Annotated in this window: 19 protein-coding genes; 10 read left to right on the top strand and 9 right to left on the bottom strand. The window is 62.6% G+C overall.

Features of this window, described 5'->3' with window-relative positions:
* Positions 1-143 precede the first annotated feature (143 nt).
* The 4 genes from C5L14_RS16295 (at position 144) to C5L14_RS16280 (ending at position 2,948) form a co-directional block, all read left to right on the top strand.
* Positions 144-980: an alpha/beta fold hydrolase gene (locus C5L14_RS16295; protein WP_105863076.1), complete on the top strand. Its 837-nt coding sequence runs from the start codon at positions 144-146 to the stop codon at positions 978-980.
* Positions 981-1,043: 63 nt separating this feature from the next.
* Positions 1,044-1,796 carry an SDR family oxidoreductase gene (locus C5L14_RS16290; protein WP_105863075.1) on the top strand — a complete coding sequence of 251 codons (753 nt, stop codon included), beginning with the start codon at positions 1,044-1,046 and terminating at the stop codon, positions 1,794-1,796.
* 26 nt (positions 1,797-1,822) lie between these two features.
* Positions 1,823-2,242: a cupin domain-containing protein gene (locus C5L14_RS16285; RefSeq protein ID WP_105863074.1), complete on the top strand. Its 420-nt coding sequence runs from the start codon at positions 1,823-1,825 to the stop codon at positions 2,240-2,242.
* A gap of 58 nt (positions 2,243-2,300) precedes the next feature.
* Complete coding sequence (locus C5L14_RS16280) at positions 2,301-2,948, top strand: HD domain-containing protein (RefSeq protein ID WP_105863073.1); 648 nt, start codon at positions 2,301-2,303, stop codon at positions 2,946-2,948.
* Between the two features lie 37 nt (positions 2,949-2,985).
* Here the strand turns inward: C5L14_RS16280 and C5L14_RS16275 are convergent, their stop codons facing one another.
* Entirely contained in the window at positions 2,986-3,372 is a 387-nt protein-coding gene (locus C5L14_RS16275; RefSeq protein ID WP_105863072.1) for a winged helix-turn-helix transcriptional regulator, read from the bottom strand.
* 82 nt (positions 3,373-3,454) lie between these two features.
* Here C5L14_RS16275 and C5L14_RS16270 point away from each other — a divergent pair, with 82 nt between their 5' ends.
* Entirely contained in the window at positions 3,455-4,432 is a 978-nt protein-coding gene (locus tag C5L14_RS16270; protein WP_105863071.1) for an SDR family oxidoreductase, read from the top strand.
* 144 nt (positions 4,433-4,576) lie between these two features.
* On the opposite strand, the gene C5L14_RS16265 is transcribed toward C5L14_RS16270, so the two are convergent.
* The 4 genes from C5L14_RS16265 to C5L14_RS16250 form a co-directional block, all read right to left on the bottom strand.
* On the bottom strand, positions 4,577-5,017 hold the full coding sequence (locus C5L14_RS16265) for a hypothetical protein (protein ID WP_105863070.1): 441 nt from the start codon (positions 5,015-5,017) through the stop codon (positions 4,577-4,579).
* A 657-nt stretch (positions 5,018-5,674) separates the two neighbouring features.
* On the bottom strand, positions 5,675-6,172 hold the full coding sequence (locus C5L14_RS16260; RefSeq protein ID WP_105863069.1) for a hypothetical protein: 498 nt from the start codon (positions 6,170-6,172) through the stop codon (positions 5,675-5,677).
* Positions 6,173-6,312: 140 nt separating this feature from the next.
* Positions 6,313-6,900 carry a TetR/AcrR family transcriptional regulator gene (locus tag C5L14_RS16255; protein ID WP_105863068.1) on the bottom strand — a complete coding sequence of 196 codons (588 nt, stop codon included), beginning with the start codon at positions 6,898-6,900 and terminating at the stop codon, positions 6,313-6,315.
* A gap of 77 nt (positions 6,901-6,977) precedes the next feature.
* Positions 6,978-7,619 carry a TetR/AcrR family transcriptional regulator gene (locus C5L14_RS16250; RefSeq protein WP_105863067.1) on the bottom strand — a complete coding sequence of 214 codons (642 nt, stop codon included), beginning with the start codon at positions 7,617-7,619 and terminating at the stop codon, positions 6,978-6,980.
* 112 nt (positions 7,620-7,731) lie between these two features.
* On the opposite strand from C5L14_RS16250, the gene C5L14_RS16245 reads away from it, so the two are divergent.
* The 3 genes from C5L14_RS16245 (at position 7,732) to C5L14_RS16235 (ending at position 10,698) form a co-directional block, all read left to right on the top strand.
* On the top strand, positions 7,732-8,571 hold the full coding sequence (locus tag C5L14_RS16245) for an oxidoreductase (protein WP_105863066.1): 840 nt from the start codon (positions 7,732-7,734) through the stop codon (positions 8,569-8,571).
* Positions 8,572-8,807: 236 nt separating this feature from the next.
* Complete coding sequence (locus C5L14_RS16240) at positions 8,808-10,280, top strand: FAD-dependent monooxygenase (protein WP_105863065.1); 1,473 nt, start codon at positions 8,808-8,810, stop codon at positions 10,278-10,280.
* A 172-nt stretch (positions 10,281-10,452) separates the two neighbouring features.
* A complete protein-coding gene (locus C5L14_RS16235) occupies positions 10,453-10,698 on the top strand; it encodes a hypothetical protein (protein ID WP_105863064.1) in 246 nt (81 codons plus the stop codon).
* Between the two features lie 201 nt (positions 10,699-10,899).
* Here the strand turns inward: C5L14_RS16235 and C5L14_RS16230 are convergent, their stop codons facing one another.
* The 3 genes from C5L14_RS16230 to C5L14_RS16220 form a co-directional block, all read right to left on the bottom strand.
* Positions 10,900-11,226, bottom strand: coding sequence for a hypothetical protein (locus C5L14_RS16230; RefSeq protein ID WP_105863063.1), 327 nt, complete (start codon positions 11,224-11,226; stop codon positions 10,900-10,902).
* A gap of 138 nt (positions 11,227-11,364) precedes the next feature.
* The gene (locus tag C5L14_RS16225) at positions 11,365-12,195 is read right to left on the bottom strand and encodes a YggS family pyridoxal phosphate-dependent enzyme (protein WP_428832627.1); all 831 of its coding nucleotides are present in this window, start codon (positions 12,193-12,195) and stop codon (positions 11,365-11,367) included.
* Positions 12,196-12,228: 33 nt separating this feature from the next.
* Entirely contained in the window at positions 12,229-12,861 is a 633-nt protein-coding gene (locus C5L14_RS16220; RefSeq protein ID WP_105863061.1) for an FMN-binding negative transcriptional regulator, read from the bottom strand.
* 116 nt (positions 12,862-12,977) lie between these two features.
* Between C5L14_RS16220 and C5L14_RS16215 the strand changes: the two genes are divergently transcribed.
* Together C5L14_RS16215 and C5L14_RS16210 are read left to right on the top strand one after the other, a co-directional pair.
* A complete protein-coding gene (locus C5L14_RS16215; protein ID WP_105863060.1) occupies positions 12,978-14,435 on the top strand; it encodes a PLP-dependent aminotransferase family protein in 1,458 nt (485 codons plus the stop codon).
* Positions 14,436-14,675: 240 nt separating this feature from the next.
* Positions 14,676-15,761: a PLP-dependent cysteine synthase family protein gene (locus tag C5L14_RS16210; protein ID WP_105863059.1), complete on the top strand. Its 1,086-nt coding sequence runs from the start codon at positions 14,676-14,678 to the stop codon at positions 15,759-15,761.
* Positions 15,762-15,896: 135 nt separating this feature from the next.
* Here the strand turns inward: C5L14_RS16210 and C5L14_RS16205 are convergent, their stop codons facing one another.
* On the bottom strand, positions 15,897-17,279 hold the full coding sequence (locus C5L14_RS16205) for an aspartate aminotransferase family protein (RefSeq protein ID WP_105863058.1): 1,383 nt from the start codon (positions 17,277-17,279) through the stop codon (positions 15,897-15,899).
* Between the last annotated feature and the right edge of the window lie 11 nt (positions 17,280-17,290).

The raw sequence follows: 17,290 nt of genomic DNA, 5'->3' as shown, positions 1-17,290 counted from the left end.
GACCACATGAACAGGCCGATCCCGGCCGTCGCGAACTGCTTGCCCTCGGGCTCGGCGCGGCGACGCTGGCAATGCTTCCGGCCTGGCCGGCCGCAGCGCAATCAACCACAACTCAAGGCCCAACCTCTGAAAGGGACCAAAGCATGGCCACCATCACCACGCGTGACGGCGTCGAGATCTTCTATAAGGACTGGGGCCCGAAGACGGCCCAACCGATCATGTTCCACCATGGCTGGCCGCTGTCCTCGGACGACTGGGACACCCAGATGCTGTTCTTCCTGCACAATGGCTATCGCGTCGTGGCGCATGATCGGCGTGGGCATGGGCGCTCGGCACAGGTGAGCGAAGGCCATGACATGGACCACTACGCGGCCGACGCCGCGGCGGTCGTCGAGCATCTCGATCTCAAGAATGCCGTGCATATCGGCCACTCGACCGGCGGCGGCGAGGCGACGCATTACGTGGCTAGGCATGGGCAGCCGCAAGGCCGCGTCGCCAAGCTGATCATCATCGGCGCGGTTCCCCCGATCATGGTGAAGACGGCGGCCAATCCCGGTGGCTTGCCGATCGAGGTATTCGACGGCCTGCGCAAGGCACTCGCCGACAACCGTTCCAAATTCTACGTCGACCTGCCTGCCGGTCCCTTCTACAGCTTCAACCGCCCCGGCGCACAGCCGATTCAGGCCGTCATCGACAATTGGTGGCGACAGGGCATGATGGGCGGTGCCAAGGCCCACTATGACGGCATCAAGGCATTCTCCGAGACCGATTTCACGGAAGACCTGAAGATCATCACCGTGCCGACCCTCGTCATGCATGGTGACGACGATCAGATCGTACCGATTGCGGACTCCGCGCTCCTTTCGGCCAAGCTTCTGAAGAACAGCACGCTGAAGGTGTATGAGAAGTTCCCGCACGGCATGTGCACGACCCATGCCGATGTGGTGAATCCGGACCTCCTCGCTTTCGTGAAGGGCTGAGTCTCCCAAAGCCGGCGCTCTGGAGCGCCGGCTTTTGACCCGCGTTCCAACGGAGACAGTTTCATGAAGATCGTCGTTATCGGCGGCAGCGGACTGATCGGGTCGCGCACCGTGGCTCTCCTGCGCGAAGCGGGTCACGAAGCGATTGCCGCCTCGCCCAGCACTGGCGTCAACACGCTCACCGGCGAGGGACTCTCTGAAGCCTTCGCCGGTGCGGAGGTGGTGGTCGATGTTGCCAATTCCCCCTCCTTCGAGCCGCAAGCGGTGCTCGCCTTCTTCGAGACCTCGGGCCGCAATCTGCTCGCCGCCGAACGCGCCGCCGGTATCCGCCATCACGTCGCTCTTTCCATCGTCGGCACAGACCGCATGCCCGACAACGGCTATTTTCTGGCCAAGATGGCGCAGGAAAGGCTCATCGAAGGCTCGGGCATCCCCTACAGCATCGTGCGCGCCACTCAGTTCATGGAATTTCTGGGTGCCATCGCCGACGGCAGCATGGCTGATGGCAGCGTGCGTCTACCTGCCGGCCTGTTCCAGCCGATCGCCGCTGACGATGTCGCCGCTATCGTGGCGGAGACAGCGACCGGAACTCCACGCGGTGGCCATTTCGACATCGCCGGTCCTGACCGGGCGCCCTTCGATCGGATCATCGCGCGCTATCTGGAGGCGACAGGCGATAGCCGTAGCGTGGTGAGCGACCCGCAAGCTCGATATTTCGGCGGCACCGTCGTGGAGACGTCGCTGGTGCCGCTCGGAGAGGCGATAATCGGCCGCATTTCACTCGACAGTTGGTTGGGCGCCCACCGCCCCGCCTGATGTTCCCAACCTCCGAGGACACGCCCATGAAGTACTGTCTTCCTCCATTGCTCCTGGCTGCCGCGCTCGCCACACCGGCGCTGGCCGACGAAGTGCCGGGAGCCAAGAACGCAAAGATCACGCTCGTCTATGAGCATGCGCTTCCGGATGTACCCGATAAGAGCATTCGCGGCGTCCTTGTCGAATATGGTCCCGGCGGTTACTCGCCGGCACATACCCACGCGAAATCGGCGATCATCTACGCGACCGTTTTGGAAGGCGCGGTGAAAAGCCAGATCAATGGGGGGCCGGTTCGCACCTTCAAGGCCGGCGAAAGCTTCACGGAGTTGCCGGGCGACCACCATGGCGTCAGTGCAAATGCCAGCGACACGCAGCCGTCGAAACTGTTGGCGGTGTTCGTCGTCAATACCGACGAGAAGGTGCTGACGATTCCGGATCAGAAATGACGCGGCTCCCCCTCGCCGCGTCCGGCGGACCACCATCCAGAAAGAAGCGGAGCCGGCCATGACCGAAATTCCCAGCCGAATGCTCGCGGGGGTGTCCGTCCCCGACACGCCGCTGGTGGACAAGGCGATCGGATATGCGCGGGAGAAATGCGAACCTTATCTGTTCAATCATGTGGTCCGCTCCTGGCTTTTCGCGGCGCGGCTCGGACAACTCGAAAGCATTGAGCACGACCCGGAAGTCATCGCCGTGGGGACGCTGCTGCACGACATCACGCTGAACGAAAGCTTTGCCGGTCCGCGCCGCTTCGAGGTGGAAGGGGCGGATCTGGCCCGGACATTCGCGAGGCAGAGCGGTGTCGATAGCCGGCGCGCACAATTGGTCTGGGACAGCGTCGCTCTCAACTCGACGCCCTCGATCGGTCTGCACAAAGAGCCGGAGGTCGCGCTTTGTACCGCCGGCATCGGCGTCGATGTCATCGGGTGGCGCTACGATGCCATTCCCGCCGCCGAGATGTCGAGGATCGTCTCGGAATTCCCGCGCCTCGGCATGAAGAAGATGATGACGAGGTGCTTTTGCTGTATCGCCGAGAAGAATCCGGAAACAACCTACGACAACTTCGCCCGTGACTTCGGCGAACGGTTCGTTCAGGGCTACAGAGCTCCCTCGGTGGTGGATTTCGTCCTGAACGCTCCATTCGACGAGTGAGGGCGCCGCGGCAGCCGGACCCGTGAGAGCGGAGCAATCAGGAAGCCGTCAGTTGATGCTCATATTTCAGCATCCAGTCTCGCATCTCCCGCAGCGTCGGCATCAAATCAATCCCGGCCTGCGACAGTTCGTACTCCACGCGTGGCGGAATCTCTGCAAAGGCATTGCGGATCACGATGCCGTTGTTGGCCAGATCGCGCAGCTGCTCGGTCAGCATGTGCTGGGTGATCCCCGGAAGGCGTCGCCGCAACTCACCGAAACGCAACGGCCCTTCGACCAGGATGCAAACGATCTCGATCTTCCACTTGCCCGTGATGGCGCGAATGGCTCGCTGGAAACGCAGAATATCGATCGCGTCCGGGCCTCTGCACCCGGCGCATTCATCTTCGTCATAGATTCGTGGCTCTATAGTTTGATTTTTCATACTAGGTCCGAAAATTCATCCTACTTGCCATTTTCATATTACAGCTCGATGTTGCAGTAAAGAAAACGATCGGAGTAGTGCCATGGGCAAGATATTGGTTACCGGCGGTTCGGGTTTTGTCGGCAGTCACCTCGTTGCGAGGCTTTTGAGCGAAGGTCATCAGGTTCGAACAACTGTGAGGAACGTCCAGCGTGAAACCGATGTCCGGACGATGGTGCGCAACGGCGGTGTCGAACCCGGTCTGGGACTTTCCTTCAGCCAGGCGGATCTGACCGACGACCGTGGCTGGGCCGCCGCCGTCGCCGGATGTGACTATGTTCTGCATGTGGCATCCCCATTTCCGCAGACTGCGCCAGAGAACGAGGACGAACTGATCGTACCCGCGCGCGATGGTACCTTGCGAGTTCTGCGCGCCGCGAGGGACGCCGGCGTCAAGCGTGTCGTGCTGACCTCCTCGTTTGCGGCGATCGGCTACGGCCACACGACCTATGACAAGGTCTTCAACGAGGAGGATTGGACGGATCCGAACGGCCCGGGCATGCAGCCCTACATCAAATCCAAGGTCCTTGCCGAGCGGGCGGCCTGGGATTTCATCGACAGGGAGGGTGGCTCCCTCGAAATGTCGGTCATCAATCCGGTCGGCGTTTTCGGGCCGGTTCTGGGGCCCGATATTTCCGCTTCCGTCGCCTTCATCAAGCAGATCCTTGAAGGGGCTGCGCCCCTGCCCGGCCTGAATTTCGGCATGGTCGACGTCCGCGATCTAGCCGATCTCCACATCCTCGCGATGATGGCGGAAGCGGCAAAAGGACAGCGTTTCATTGGGGTGAGTGGCGATGTCGTCACGCTGTTCGATATCGCCCGCATCCTCAAGGAAAACCTGGGCAATCTCGCTGCGAAGATACAGACACCACAGAAGGAACAGGCGACAGGCACGCCAATTCGCAGAAGTACCAGCGAGAAAGCCAGGCGAGTTCTGGGATGGCGTCCGCGGGCCCGTGAAGAAACCATCGTCGACACCGCCCGGAGCCTATTCCACCATGGCGTCGTAAGCCCGCGCTAAGGCTGAACGGGAGGGCGGGCTACGCTGCGCGGGCCGCAATAGGCTCGCGGGTTATCGCGAACAAAGCTGGCGGCCGACACGGAACGCGAAGGGGAACATACCCGCCGTCCTCCGATACGGCCGCCTTCAGCCACTCAATCGCCCTTACTTGAGCGAGATTGCAAGGCCGGTGACATCGGCGTTGACCTGCAAGCCAACCTGCCTGCCTTGAAGTTCGAGCTGGGCGCCCTTTCCATTGGTCATGACGATCACTTGCGCCCCTTTGCCGACGGCACCACCGCCACCCGCCGCGCCATAGACCCCTGTCGCGTCTCGGACACGCTGAATGTTGCGCACGCGGCCTTGGAAATAGGTCTTGGAAGCCCCGAAGGCGAGGCCACCCGAGACACCGCCGATGGAGATGGGATAGCGGCGGCCGTGGAAGGTCAAAGTGCCCTCGCCTCCCGAGCCGCCGACAAAGAAGGCAGCCTTGTAGACGTAGAAGCGGATCGTACCGCTGTCGGCCTGTGCGGAACTCGCGAGGCCGACTCCCGCCGTAGCGACAAGCGCAGCCACGATCGTACGAAATCTGGACGAAATATTCATGATGCAAGTCTCTCAATACCGCCGGTCGCCCGGCAAGAAGGGCATGTCAGCGTCACGTCAAAGTTACTGCTAAACAGTCTCGCCCGGCGTTGGTTCCAAGCAGGCGGGCTGCAATTGCAGCCTGCCGGCCTTTCATCCACGCCGGCAACATGACGGTGGCCGCCTGCGATCCAATGCCCACCTGCAGCGTCGGCCCATTCCCCCGGCCACCCTCTGGCCCTGAGGCCAGAGGGGTTTTGTTTGCATTGGTGCTTTGCAGATACTCCTATCGGCAAACGCGCCGCGTCACCCAGATCGGCCGGCCATGTTTGAAGGTCTTCGTCTTGACGATCTTGCATACCGGCCGGTGGTGGTGTCGATCAAAACCCGGATGTCGCCAGTCATGCCGCGGGGCAGCCGAAGCAGAAAGAGTTGTCCCGCCAAGTGCCGCAATGCAAAGAACGGCGGCGCAAATAAGTTTTTTCATTAATATTGTCCTAGAGAAGCCGCCCCCAGCTCTGGCAGCAAGCTAGCGAGACAAAGATGAACGGTTTCTGAAAAATGACGGTATGGATCGCGCCATAGCGGGCACTGCCGAAGCATGGTTAATGGGACATCGATGGCATGCCCCTGCCCACCGGCATCCTTGGCCATCGCCCATCTGCGATGGCTGTCCCGTCAATAGGATTGTCCCGCCGCACCCCTCCCCGATCTGCGAAGGTAGATGATCTGGGCCGTCAGGCCTATGATCAGCATGACAAGAAGGCTGCCCTGAGCCCCGAGGAGGAGCGGCGACTTCAAGTCGGTGACGAGGGGATGGCCGTCCGGCACGCGGCGCAGGGTCTCGGTGACGGTTGGCACCATCAGCAGAAATACGGTCAGGCTCAAGCAGACCGTCTCGATAAATCGCCCGGTACGCCCCAGCCAATGAAGACGCCCGACACCATAGCCGGCGACCAGCAATGCGATGGTTGATGCACCGATGACGTAGCTCACCGGTTGATGGGCGACTAGGAACACTGTTGCCGCACCGATCAGCATCGAAACGAAATAAACGATGCCGGCCGTCGAGCGCGGCACGATCCGTCCGTAGCGAACGAACATATACAGGGCGAGCGGAATCGCGGGCAGGCTGCCGAGCGTATGCACCCAGCCAATGGGAGAGATTCCAAACATCTCAGTCTCCTAAAGTTTAAATGATGATAGGCTTCCAACTAGTAGGTAGATATGCAGGGCGAACTCTAGAGGATCTTTTGAAAGTCCGAACCGGATCGCTGGATGGGGCGATTCCGATCGTTTCAGCGATAAAGGGCGGCTCAGTCCGTCCGCAGCGCGAGACGCCGCAGGTGGGGGCCTGTCACCACACCGAAGATCGCCGGATCGCCATAGGCGCGTGCCGAGAGCATCGCGCCGTGCACCGTCGCCATGAACGCCTCGGCCTCGTCATGAGCGGAACTCGTCAGTCGCAGTCGCCCCTGCTGCGCGCCGCGCTCCAATACGGATGCCAGCCACTGCGACAGGGAACGGAAATGCGCCCGGACCTCCACGCCTATTTCCTCGGGCAGGACCGGGAGTTGGCTAGCCAGCAGCGCGCAGAGACAGAACGGAGCGCTGGCATCTGCGATGCAGGCTTCCCAATAGCCGGTGTAGGACCGAATCTGTTCGAGCGGGTCGGACACTTGACCTTCGAGATTTGCCAGCCCTGCTTCAGCCTCTTCCCGATACCGGGCAACCAGTGTTCGGACCAGATCGACCTTGCTTGGGAAATGGTGATGGATGCTCGCCTTGCGAATCCCGACCACGGCCGCGATGTCAGCGTAGCTGAAGCCGTTATAGCCGCCGGCGATGATCAAGGATCGCGCGCAGGCCAGAATGTCATCGGCGGTGGTCGATAAATTGCCCATGACTCCACCTACCTTCTGGTAGGATGGCTGTCAAGTCCTTCGAACCGACACGCGACGAAACCTCGTCCAGCGGAATGTTAGAGACGCTTGATCTGCTCGACAAGGTCTTTGCGACGCGACGGGCTGGCGAAGCCGAGAAGAAGCGCGGAAGCGCCGGACCGGAAGGCGATAGCGAGGTCCTCGCCCTGAAGTTCGCCTGCGATCCAGAACGAGACGCAACCCCGAAAAGTGAAGGCAAGCTGGTCCGCCAGCACGCTCTGGGCGAGCGCCTTCATCTCGGTGGCCACCCCGACGTAATCCCCCAATGCAAGCGACCAGAGTTCCCGCGAGTTCTGCCGGACGGGCCCTGGCTCGGAATTGGCGACGCCGAGCGATCCCACCACCGCCTTGTGAACATCCGGCTTCTCCAGCAGAAGCGCGACGCTGATCCGTCCCATCACCAACACATGGTCGATCGCGTCTCCGTCGGCCGCCTCCTCGCAGAACTGCGCCGCCATTCGCTGGATCAGACGGGCCGAAAGGGCCTGCATGATCGCATTCTTGCTGCCGAAATGATTGAAGGGCGTTGCGAACCCTACGCCCGCCTCGGCCGCCAGCGCGCGCATCGAGAAGTCCGCCGTTTCTCCCCTCTCAAGCAGCCGCTCGGCCGCGTCGAGCACGACTTCGCGAGCAAGCTGCCGGTTCCTTTCCCTGAGGGGCTGTCGCTCCGTTTCGGCCATGACCGTTCAATTCCCTGTTTCGAACACTGCTTGAAAATTTATATCATGATATATAATTAAGATCTAGATACAAAACCGCGAGCCAGATGGCACGCTGCAAAAAGGAGGCTCCATGAGCAGCAACAAGACTTTTCTCATTACGGGCGTGAGTTCGGGGTTGGGCAAAGCCTTCGCCGAAGGCGCGCTCGCAGCCGGCCACCGCGTGATCGGCACGGTCCGCAATGCGGACGCGGCATCGACATTCTTGGCACTCGCACCCGATCGCGCGCACGCCATGCTCCTCGACGTAACGAATTTCGATTCCGTGCCGAAGGCCGTCGCCCGAGCGGAGAGCGAAATTGGTCCGATTGACGTCCTCGTCAACAACGCCGGCTACGGCCATGAGGGCATCCTGGAGGAATCGTCGCTGGACGAGATGCGCCGCCAGTTCGATGTCAATGTGTTCGGCGCGGTCGCGATGATCAAGGCGGTGCTGCCAGGCATGCGGGCGCGGCGTTCCGGCCATATCGTCAATGTCACCTCCATGGGCGGCTTCATCACTATGCCGGGCATTACCTATTATTGCGGCAGCAAGTTTTCCCTCGAAGGCATCTCCGAAGCCCTCGGCAAGGAAGTGAAACCGCTTGGCATTCATGTGACGGCGCTGGCGCCGGGCCAGTTTCGCACCGACTGGGCTGGGCGTTCGATGGTCCGCTCCGAGCGCAGCCTTGCCGACTACGATGCGATCATGGACCCGATCCGCGCTGCCCGGCGGGCCAAAAGCGGCAATCAGCCGGGTGACCCCGCCAAGGCGGCACAGGCGCTGCTCAAGCTGGTTTCGGCTGAGAACCCGCCTGTCCGGCTCTATCTCGGGGCCGATGCGCTCAAGCTCGTCCAAGATAAGATCGAAGCGATGAAGGCGGAAATGGCGGCTTGGGAAGAGGTCTCCCGTTCGACCGATTTTACCGCGTGAGCCTGACAGGAGATACTGTCGCTGCGTCGGCGGGCAGGAGACTCCCGCTCGGCGCCCCTCAGTTGCCCTGCCCATCATCGGGGGACGTTGAAACGGCCTCGATCTGCAGGCCGCCTGTCTTTGTCAGGCGAATACCGCTCCCCTCCACTCTTGATATAGGGCGCCCACCCCTCTTGCTTCAAGACGCAGGTCATCGCGTAGAAAACGGGCCCCAACCGTGATTGAGGAGGTGGCAGATGAGCTCATCCGGACATGATGTGGTTATCGCTGGATGTGGCCCGACCGGATTGATGCTGGCGGGTGAGCTGGCCCTGGCGGGCGTCGATGTCGCCATTGTCGAACGGCGCGTGAATCAGGATGTCGAGGGCTCTCGCGCAAGCGGATTGCATCCGCGATCGATCGAGGTGCTGGACCAGCGCGGCATCGCCGACCGCTTCGTTTCACAGGGCGAAAAACATCGGGTCGTGCCGTTTGCCGGAACCGTTCTGGATGCCAGCGACCGGCTGACCCGTCACAACTACACGCTCGCGCTCTGGCAGGCCAAGATCGAGCGCATTCTCGCCGACTGGATCGGTGAACTGGCGGTGCCGGTCTATCGCGGCTGTGAGGTGACGGGCTTCACGCAGGACGACACCAGCGTCACCATCGGCTTGAACGACGGCCGGACGATGCGGGCAAAATACCTTGCCGGATGCGATGGCGGTCGCAGCCTTGTCCGCAAGACGGCGGGCATAGATTTCCCCGGATGGGCCCCCGATATCAGCTACCTGATTTTCGAAGCCGACATGGCCGAGGAGCCAGCGCTGGGTATGCGCCATGGCACAAGGGGTGTCTATGCCCTCGGCAGGTTGGAAGACGGCAAGCGGATCCGCGGCGTGGTGACGGAGCCGCGCCTCGAACGGGGCAGCAAACCCACAATCGACGAACTTCGCAAGGCGCTCGTCGCGGCCTACGGATCGGATTTCGGGGTCGATGACATCACCTGGCTGTCCAGGTTCACCGACGCTGCGCGGCAGGCGTCCTCCTATCGGCAGGGACGGGTATTGCTGGCCGGCGATGCCGCCCATGTGCATTCTCCGGTTGGCGGACAGGGTCTGAATATCGGCCTGCAGGATGCGGTCAATCTCGGATGGAAACTGGCGCAGGTGATCAAGGGCATCTCGCCGCACGACCTGCTCGATACCTATCACGCCGAACGCCATCCGGTGGGAGCGGCCCTGCTGAAGCACACTTTGGCACTCACGGCGCTCAATCGCGGCGATGAACGCACGAATGCCTTGCGCGACATGATGGCGGCCGCGATGCAAATGGATGAGCCGCGCAGATGGTATTGCGCCGTGATGTCCGGCCTCGACATTCGCTACGACCTCGGCGAGGGACATCCCTTGCTTGGCCGCCGCATGCCCGATCTCGACCTTGTGGGGGCCGAAGGACCGATGCGGGTCTTCGATCTTCTGCGCGAGGCCCGGCCCGTGCTGCTCAATCTCGGCGAGACGGGCAGCCACGACATCGAGGCCTGGGCAGATCGGGTCAAGCTGGTGAAGGCGAAATTCGAGGGGATATGCGAGCTTCCGGTGGTCGGCGCGGTCCAAACTCCAACCGCCGTGTTGATCCGGCCCGATGGGCATGTGGCCTGGGCCGGGAATGGAAGCGCCGCGGGCCTCGAGACTGCCCTTGAAGCCTGGTTCGGCAAGCCCGCAACGAAATAAGACAGGAACCCCGTGGCCGCTGCCGGTGGGAATTCTCCGCATCGAAATTCGCTCGCGCTCTTCAAAGAACCGAGAAGCAAGGCGATTGCGCCCGAAGAGTGAAATTCATTCAGCATCCATTCAGATTACGTAACGGAATGTCAGTGCCGTCATATCCGACTGGAGATGTTCAATGAAAAAGATGCTTCTTGCTGCCCTTATTGCCGTCGGCGCGTTGTCGGCCAGCGTTGCGCCATCGTCTGCCCTTGCTCCGGTTCATCCGGGTACTCCCGGCGTAACGCAGGCCGAGCAGATCGGCTGGTATGGCTGGAGGAAGCACGGCTGGCGCCGGCACCATGACAATGGCTTGCATCGAGGCTGGTGGCGCGGTCGTCATGAAGGCTGGCGCAGGCATGGTGGCCGGCATCACCGCTGGTGATCGCTGCACGCTCGCAATGTCGCCGACCGAGGCAGCCGACAAAAAAGCCCGACGCTCCATGCGCCGGGCGAGTTCTATTGGGGTACTATCGTCAACCGGACTCTCCTATCGGAAAGGCCGTTGACGGGCGCGAGTGTGTCGACAGCCTGTGACTTCGGCGTGATTCCAGCGGACCCTCACCGCGTTTCTCGCTGTCCAAGCCTATCGCACCGCCCTGTAAAACGTCGTTGCACCGGTACTGGCGCTACGCTCGGTGACCCCGCTAACAGCCTGCCCCTGCAGCAGCCAGATCAGCCCCATCACATCATAGCGTGCGAGAGGCGCGGTCGGATGGAGGCCGAAGAGGTCATCGGCACTCCAGCCGAGTTCGGCCACCTGGTCACCCCAATCGGTCAGAAATTCGATCGCATCATGCTTGGCTTGTTCCCAGCGCTTGGGATCGGCAATCGGGTTGGATTTTTGAAGCTTGGCCAATTCTTCGGCAAATGGCCCCCTATAGGTCTGGGCGATGGCGGGCGCTGCGGGCATGTTCGAACTCCGTCTTGAGATAGACGGATTCACGACCCGAGCGGTGTAGATTCGGTTACCTGCCGTACCATTTGACCACGCACTCCACAGCAAGGGCCTGGAGGTGATCGCCTCCGGCCATGGAGCAGCGAGGTTCCCTTAACCTGGAGCAAAACCGGGCCAATAATGCCCGTCGGCGGTCGGGCGTTTGCCGAAGATGGCCTGGCCGACGCGAACCACGTCGGCCCCCTCCTCGATCGCGGCTTCGAAATCCCCGGACATGCCCATGGAGAGCTCGGTCAAGGCCGCACTGCGCTTCACCGCTCGATCGCGCAGCGCCCTCAGCAGCCGAAAGCAGGGGCGCACGCGGGCCATGTCGTCGCTGAACAGGGCCAATGTCATCAGCCCGCGGGGGCGCAGGCGCGCAAAGCCTTCGAGTCGAACGACGAAATCGAGCAGCGCATCGGGATGCAAGCCGAACTTGCTGTCCTCGCCCGATGTATTGACCTGGACATAGACGTCGAGGAAACGGTCCTCGATGGCCAGGCGCTTGTCCAGCATCTCGGCGACCCGCAGACTGTCGAGGGCATGAAACTCGCGGGCGAAGCGGGCGAGATATTTCACCTTGTTGGTCTGCAGATGCCCGACGATGCTCCAGGCGATCGGCAGGTCGACAAGGTCATCGCGCTTGCTCAGCGCCTCCTGGATCTTGTTTTCCCCGAAATCGTGGATACCGGCCGCGAAGGCGAGCCGCAGAACGCGGGCCGGCACGGTCTTGGTGATGGGAAGAAGGCGCACCGCGGCCGGCTGCCGGCCCGCCCGCAGGCTGGCCGTCTCGATCCTGTGCTGCACGGCGGCGAGGTTGGCGGCAAAATTCGTCTGCGGATCGGGACCGAAGCGGGCGATGTCCGTTTCGTCGAGTTCGGTCGTCCCTGCGGCGTTGACAACCGGCTCATGGCTGTCGGCGGCGTCCATGTGGTGTTCGTTCATTTCAAGCGTCCAGTCTCGGAGCGAGCCGTCACATCAGGCGGGATCGAGGGGAATGAGCGCGGCAATCCGGCGATCGCCGGGGTCGGGGCTCTCGGCGAGAGCGCGAGCCACGCCGGCCCGATCGGCGGCCGGTCGGTTCTGGCTTAGCTTGCGCTTGCCTTCCAGGCGGCTGACTGAGAGGCGCACACCGACGATACCGCGCAGTTGCGCTTGGATGAAGGCAGGCGGCGCATCGCCGACCTGCCAGGGGGTGGTCATCGTCCCCTCATGCAACTCCGTGATGCGGGTGACGGCCTCGAGCAGACGCTGGGAATCCTCGAAAAATTCGACCGGCCCGTAAGCGTGGACGGCTTCGTAGTTCCAGGTCGGTACGACCTTGTGATGTTCCTGCTTGGCGGCATACCAGCTGGGCGAGACATAGGCGTCGGCGCCCATGAAGATGGCCATGGCATCACCGATGGGTTCGGCCCGCCATTGCGGATTGGCCCGTGCGAGGTGGCCATAGAGGGTGCCGTGCTCTCCCTCGTCCGGATCGAAGAACAGAGGCAAGGGTGTGCCGATCGGGCCGGCTGCAGTCGCGGTCACCAGCGTGCACAGGCGCGTATCCCGCATCAGGCGGTGGAGGATGGCCTGATCGTCTTCACGGAAGGCGGGCGGTATGTACATCGCAAGGGCTCGCAGGAATTCAGCTTGTGAAACTCGGCTTGGTTTCGTGTCAGAATAGGAGCAAACTGGCTTAACAAGAACGTCCAGTTTGTATGATTTTTGCTAGGCCAGTTGTGATGGCGCAGAACCGGCAGGCGCGAGGTCCGGGAGCCAGGCAGATCTATGAGGCGCTGCGGGCCCAGATTCTGGCGGGAACCTATGGGGATGGTAGCGCCCTGCCGTCCTCGCGCGCCCTCGCCTCCGAACTCGGCGTGGCGCGCGCGACCGTCACATCGGCCTATGAGCAGTTGTCGGCGGAAGGTTTCATCCTCAGCCGGCGAGGCGCCAGGCCGAAAGTGGCCGCCGTTCTGGACCGCATGCCGCCGACCTCGCCAACACCGGCAGGCTTGGTTCCCCTTCCCCTGTCGGGCTATGGCGAGCGCCTGGCCCTGCAGCCGGCCTCGCTCTCGCCCGCAACCCGGCCGGCCATCGACTTTCGCTACGGCGATCTTGCCGCGTCGGATTTTCCCACGCCGATCTGGCGGCGCGCCCTGTTGGGAGCGCTCGCGCAGAGGCAGGATCGCCTTTCCTATGGCCATCCGGCAGGCTCCCACCGGCTTCGGCGAGCCCTCCAGGGTTATCTCTGGCGCGCTCGTACGCTGCGTTGCGATGCCGAGCAGATCATCGTCGTCAACGGCTCCCAGCAGGGATTGGATCTTTGCACCCGCCTGCTGCTGGACCCAGGTGATGGCGCTGTGATCGAGGACCCCTGCTATCCGATGGCGCGGGATATTTTCAGGGCGGCCGGTGCCAGGATCACACCGATTGCGGCCGATCAGGACGGGCTGGACACCTCGCGGCTCGCCCACGTCGCGGCGCGGCTGGCCTATGTTACGCCTTCGCACCAGTTTCCCCTCGGCAGTGTACTGTCGATCGCGAGGCGTCACCGCCTGCTCGCCTGGGCCCAGGAGCGCGATGCCTATCTCATCGAGGACGACTACGACAGCGAGTATCGCTACGACATCAATCCCGTGCCGCCCCTTTACGGCCTGGGCGACGGCCGGAACGTTCTCTATCTCGGCACGGTTTCGAAGACCATGTCGCCAACCCTGCGCATCGGCTATCTGGTAGTCCCTTCCAACCTGGCCCCCGTTTTCACCCGGGCCAAGCAGATCATGGACAGGCACAGCCCGGCTCTGGAGCAAGAAGCTCTCGCCACCCTCCTGGAGAACGGGGCCTATGAACGCCATATCCGGCGCATTCGCCGGCGGATGGCCGAACGCCGCAACGCCCTGCTCGATGGGCTGCGACATCGTTTTGGTGACAGGCTGGTCCTGGAAGGCGCCAAGGCGGGCCTTCACATCATCGCCTGGTTCCGTCATATTCCGGCGGCACTAGAGGGAGAACTGATCCGGAAAGCCGGTCAGGCCGGCCTCGGTCTCCACCCTCTGTCGCCGCTCTATGCCGAAAGCAGCTCGACAAAGCCGGATCGGGCCGGCCTGGTGATGGGGTATGGCAGCCTGGATGTGCGCCAGATCAAGCGGGGCGTCGAGCTGCTGGCCGATTGCGCGGATGCGGTCGCGAGTGGCGGTTAGAGCTGGCCCCACCTTGTCTGCAACGGGAACGGAGTGACGGCTCTCCCGTTGAAATATTGAAGGTGAGGATATGGTGGTGCAGGATATTGGCGACCGGCCGTTTTTCCGACGGGACCGCCAAGTGCCTGGGTGGCTCCGCCGATTTCCCGACCTTGCCATCCCCTTCACGAGCGGCTCACGCCTTGATGCTATTACGCGCTTGCAAAATGTGACGAACCGAAAAGCCAAGGAACAGGCGAGATGACACAACAGCCCCAGTCCAGAACCACATCCGGCCGCGGCCGCCTTTTCGAAAGCATCCTGGAGACGGTGGGCGACACACCCGTCATCAAGATCAACAACCTGGCCCCTGATCACGCCACGATCTATGTCAAGGCGGAGTTCTTCAATCCGGCCGCGTCGGTGAAGGACAGGCTGGCGCTCAGCATCATCGAGCATGGCGAGCGCACCGGCGCGCTGAAGCCGGGCATGACCGTGGTCGAGGCGACCAGCGGCAATACCGGCATCGGCCTTGCCATGGTTTGTGCGCAGAAAGGCTATCCGCTGGTCGTCACCATGGCGGACAGTTTCTCCATCGAGCGCCGCAAGCTCATGCGCATGCTCGGCGCCAAGGTGGTGCTGACGCCGCGCGCCCAGAAGGGCTTCGGCATGTATCGCAAGGCGGTGGAACTGGCCGAGGCCAATGGCTGGTTCCTGGCCCATCAGTTCGAGACCGAGGCCAATGCCGCCATCCATGAGGCGACGACCGCGCGCGAGATCATCAACGATTTCGCCGGCAAGCGGCTCGATGTCTTCGTCACCGGTTATGGCACAGGCGGTACCGCCGTCGGGGTCGGGCGCGTCTTGCGCCGGGAGCGGCCGGAGACGCGCATCGTCCTGTGCGAGCCCGCCAATGCCCAGCTGGTCGGCAGCGGCCAGAAGCAGGAACGGACGGCCGATGGCTCGCCCGCCGTCGGCCACCCCGCCTTCGAGCCGCATCCGATCCAGGGCTGGACGCCGGACTTCATTCCTAAGGTGCTGCAGGAAGCGATCGACAACAATCTCTATGACGAACTCGTTCCGATCGCCGGTGCCGAGGGCGTGAAATGGGCGAAGGCCCTGGCCCAGAAGGAAGGCATTTTCGTCGGCATTTCGGCCGGAGCCACCTTCGGCGTCGCCCGCCAGATTGCCGAGAAGGCGCCCGCAGGCTCCGTCATCCTCTGCATGCTGCCCGATACCGGCGAGCGCTATATGACGACGCCTCTGTTCGACGGCATCGAGGCGGAAATGGACGCCGAGGAGATCGCGCTGTCGAAGTCGACGCCGGGCTATCAGTTCCCGGCGTGAGCGTCATCCCGGACGCATTGCAGCATGAAATGGTGCGATGCAGATCCGGGACCGCAAGACGAGAAAAGCGCAATTCAACGCGATCCCGCGTCTGCGCTGCAGCATTGCATGCCGCAGCGCGCACGGGATGACCTCTTACCCCAGCACCGATTTCACGGCCTTGGCAGCCGCCGACACCACGATGTCGGCTTCCTCGCGCGTGAGACAGAGCGGCGGCGCAAAGCCCATGATGTCGCCTTGCGGCATGGCGCGGCCGATCACGCCGTTCTCCAGCATGGCCGCGACCACGCGCGGCCCGACCTTTTCGGACGCGTCGAAGAAGATGCGGTCGTCACGATCCTTGACGAGTTCGACAGCCGCCATCAATCCCTCGCCCCTGATCTCGCCGACATGGTTGTGTGCGCCGAGCGCATCCGTCAGCGCCTGCTTGAAGTAGGCGCCGACGCTGCCGGCATTGGCGACCAGATCGAGTTCGTCGACGAGTTCGAGATTGGCGACGCCTGCCGCCGCGCAGAGCGGGTGGGAAGAATAGGTCCAGCCATGGCCGATCGGGCCGAACTCGTCCGAACCCTTCTCGAGAATGCGCCAGACCTTTTCCGAGACGATCACGCCGGAAAGCGGGGCATAGGCGGAGGTCAAGCCCTTGGCGATGGTGATCAGGTCAGGCTTGATGCCGTAGTGATCCGAGCCGAACATCGAGCCGAGCCGGCCGAACCCGGTGATGACCTCGTCGGCGATCAAGAGGATGTCGTATTTGCTGAGAACGGCCTGGATCTTTTCCCAATAGGTCCGGGGTGGCGGCACGATGCCGCCGGTACCGAGTACGGGCTCGCCGATGAAGGCGGCGATCGTATCCGGCCCTTCGGCCAGGATCAGTTCCTCGAGTTTGGCCGCGCAATGATCGGCGAATTGCTCCTCGCTCTGGGAGCGGTCCTCCCGGCGGAAATAATACGGGGCTTCGGTGTGCAGGATCGGCGGCTTGGGCAGGTCGAACAGGTTGTGGAAAGCGGCAAGGCCGGTAAGGCTGCCCGACATGAGGCCCGAACCATGATAGCCGCGCCAGCGCGAGATGATCTTCTTCTTGTCAGGCCGCCCCAGCACATTGTTGATGTACCAGACCAGCTTGATGTTGGTCTCGTTGGCGTCCGAACCCGACAGGCCGAAGAAGACCCGGCTCATGCCCTTCGGCGCTCGGTCGATGATCATCTTGGCCAAGGTGATCGACGGCTGGGAGCCATGGCCGACATAGGCATGGTAGTAGGGCAGTTGCGCCGCCTGTTCGGCGATCGCCTCGGCGATCTTGGTGCGGCCGTAGCCGACATTGACGCAATAGAGGCCGGCAAAGGCATCCAGACTGCTCTTGCCGTTGCGGTCGGTGATGTAGACCCCCTCGGCGCCGGTGATGATGCGGTTCGGTGTCTCGCCGCGGGCATGCTGGGCCATATGGGTCGAGGGATGGAAGAAGTGGTCGCGATCCCAGGCGTTGAGTTCATTGTCGGAAACGGCGCGGTCGAGCATGGCAGCTCCTT

Origin of the sequence: Labrys okinawensis (assembly GCF_002982075.1) — a bacterium.
GTDB classification, from domain to species: Bacteria; Pseudomonadota; Alphaproteobacteria; order Rhizobiales; family Labraceae; genus Labrys; species Labrys okinawensis_A.
This window is presented reverse-complemented; position numbering and strand designations above follow the sequence as displayed.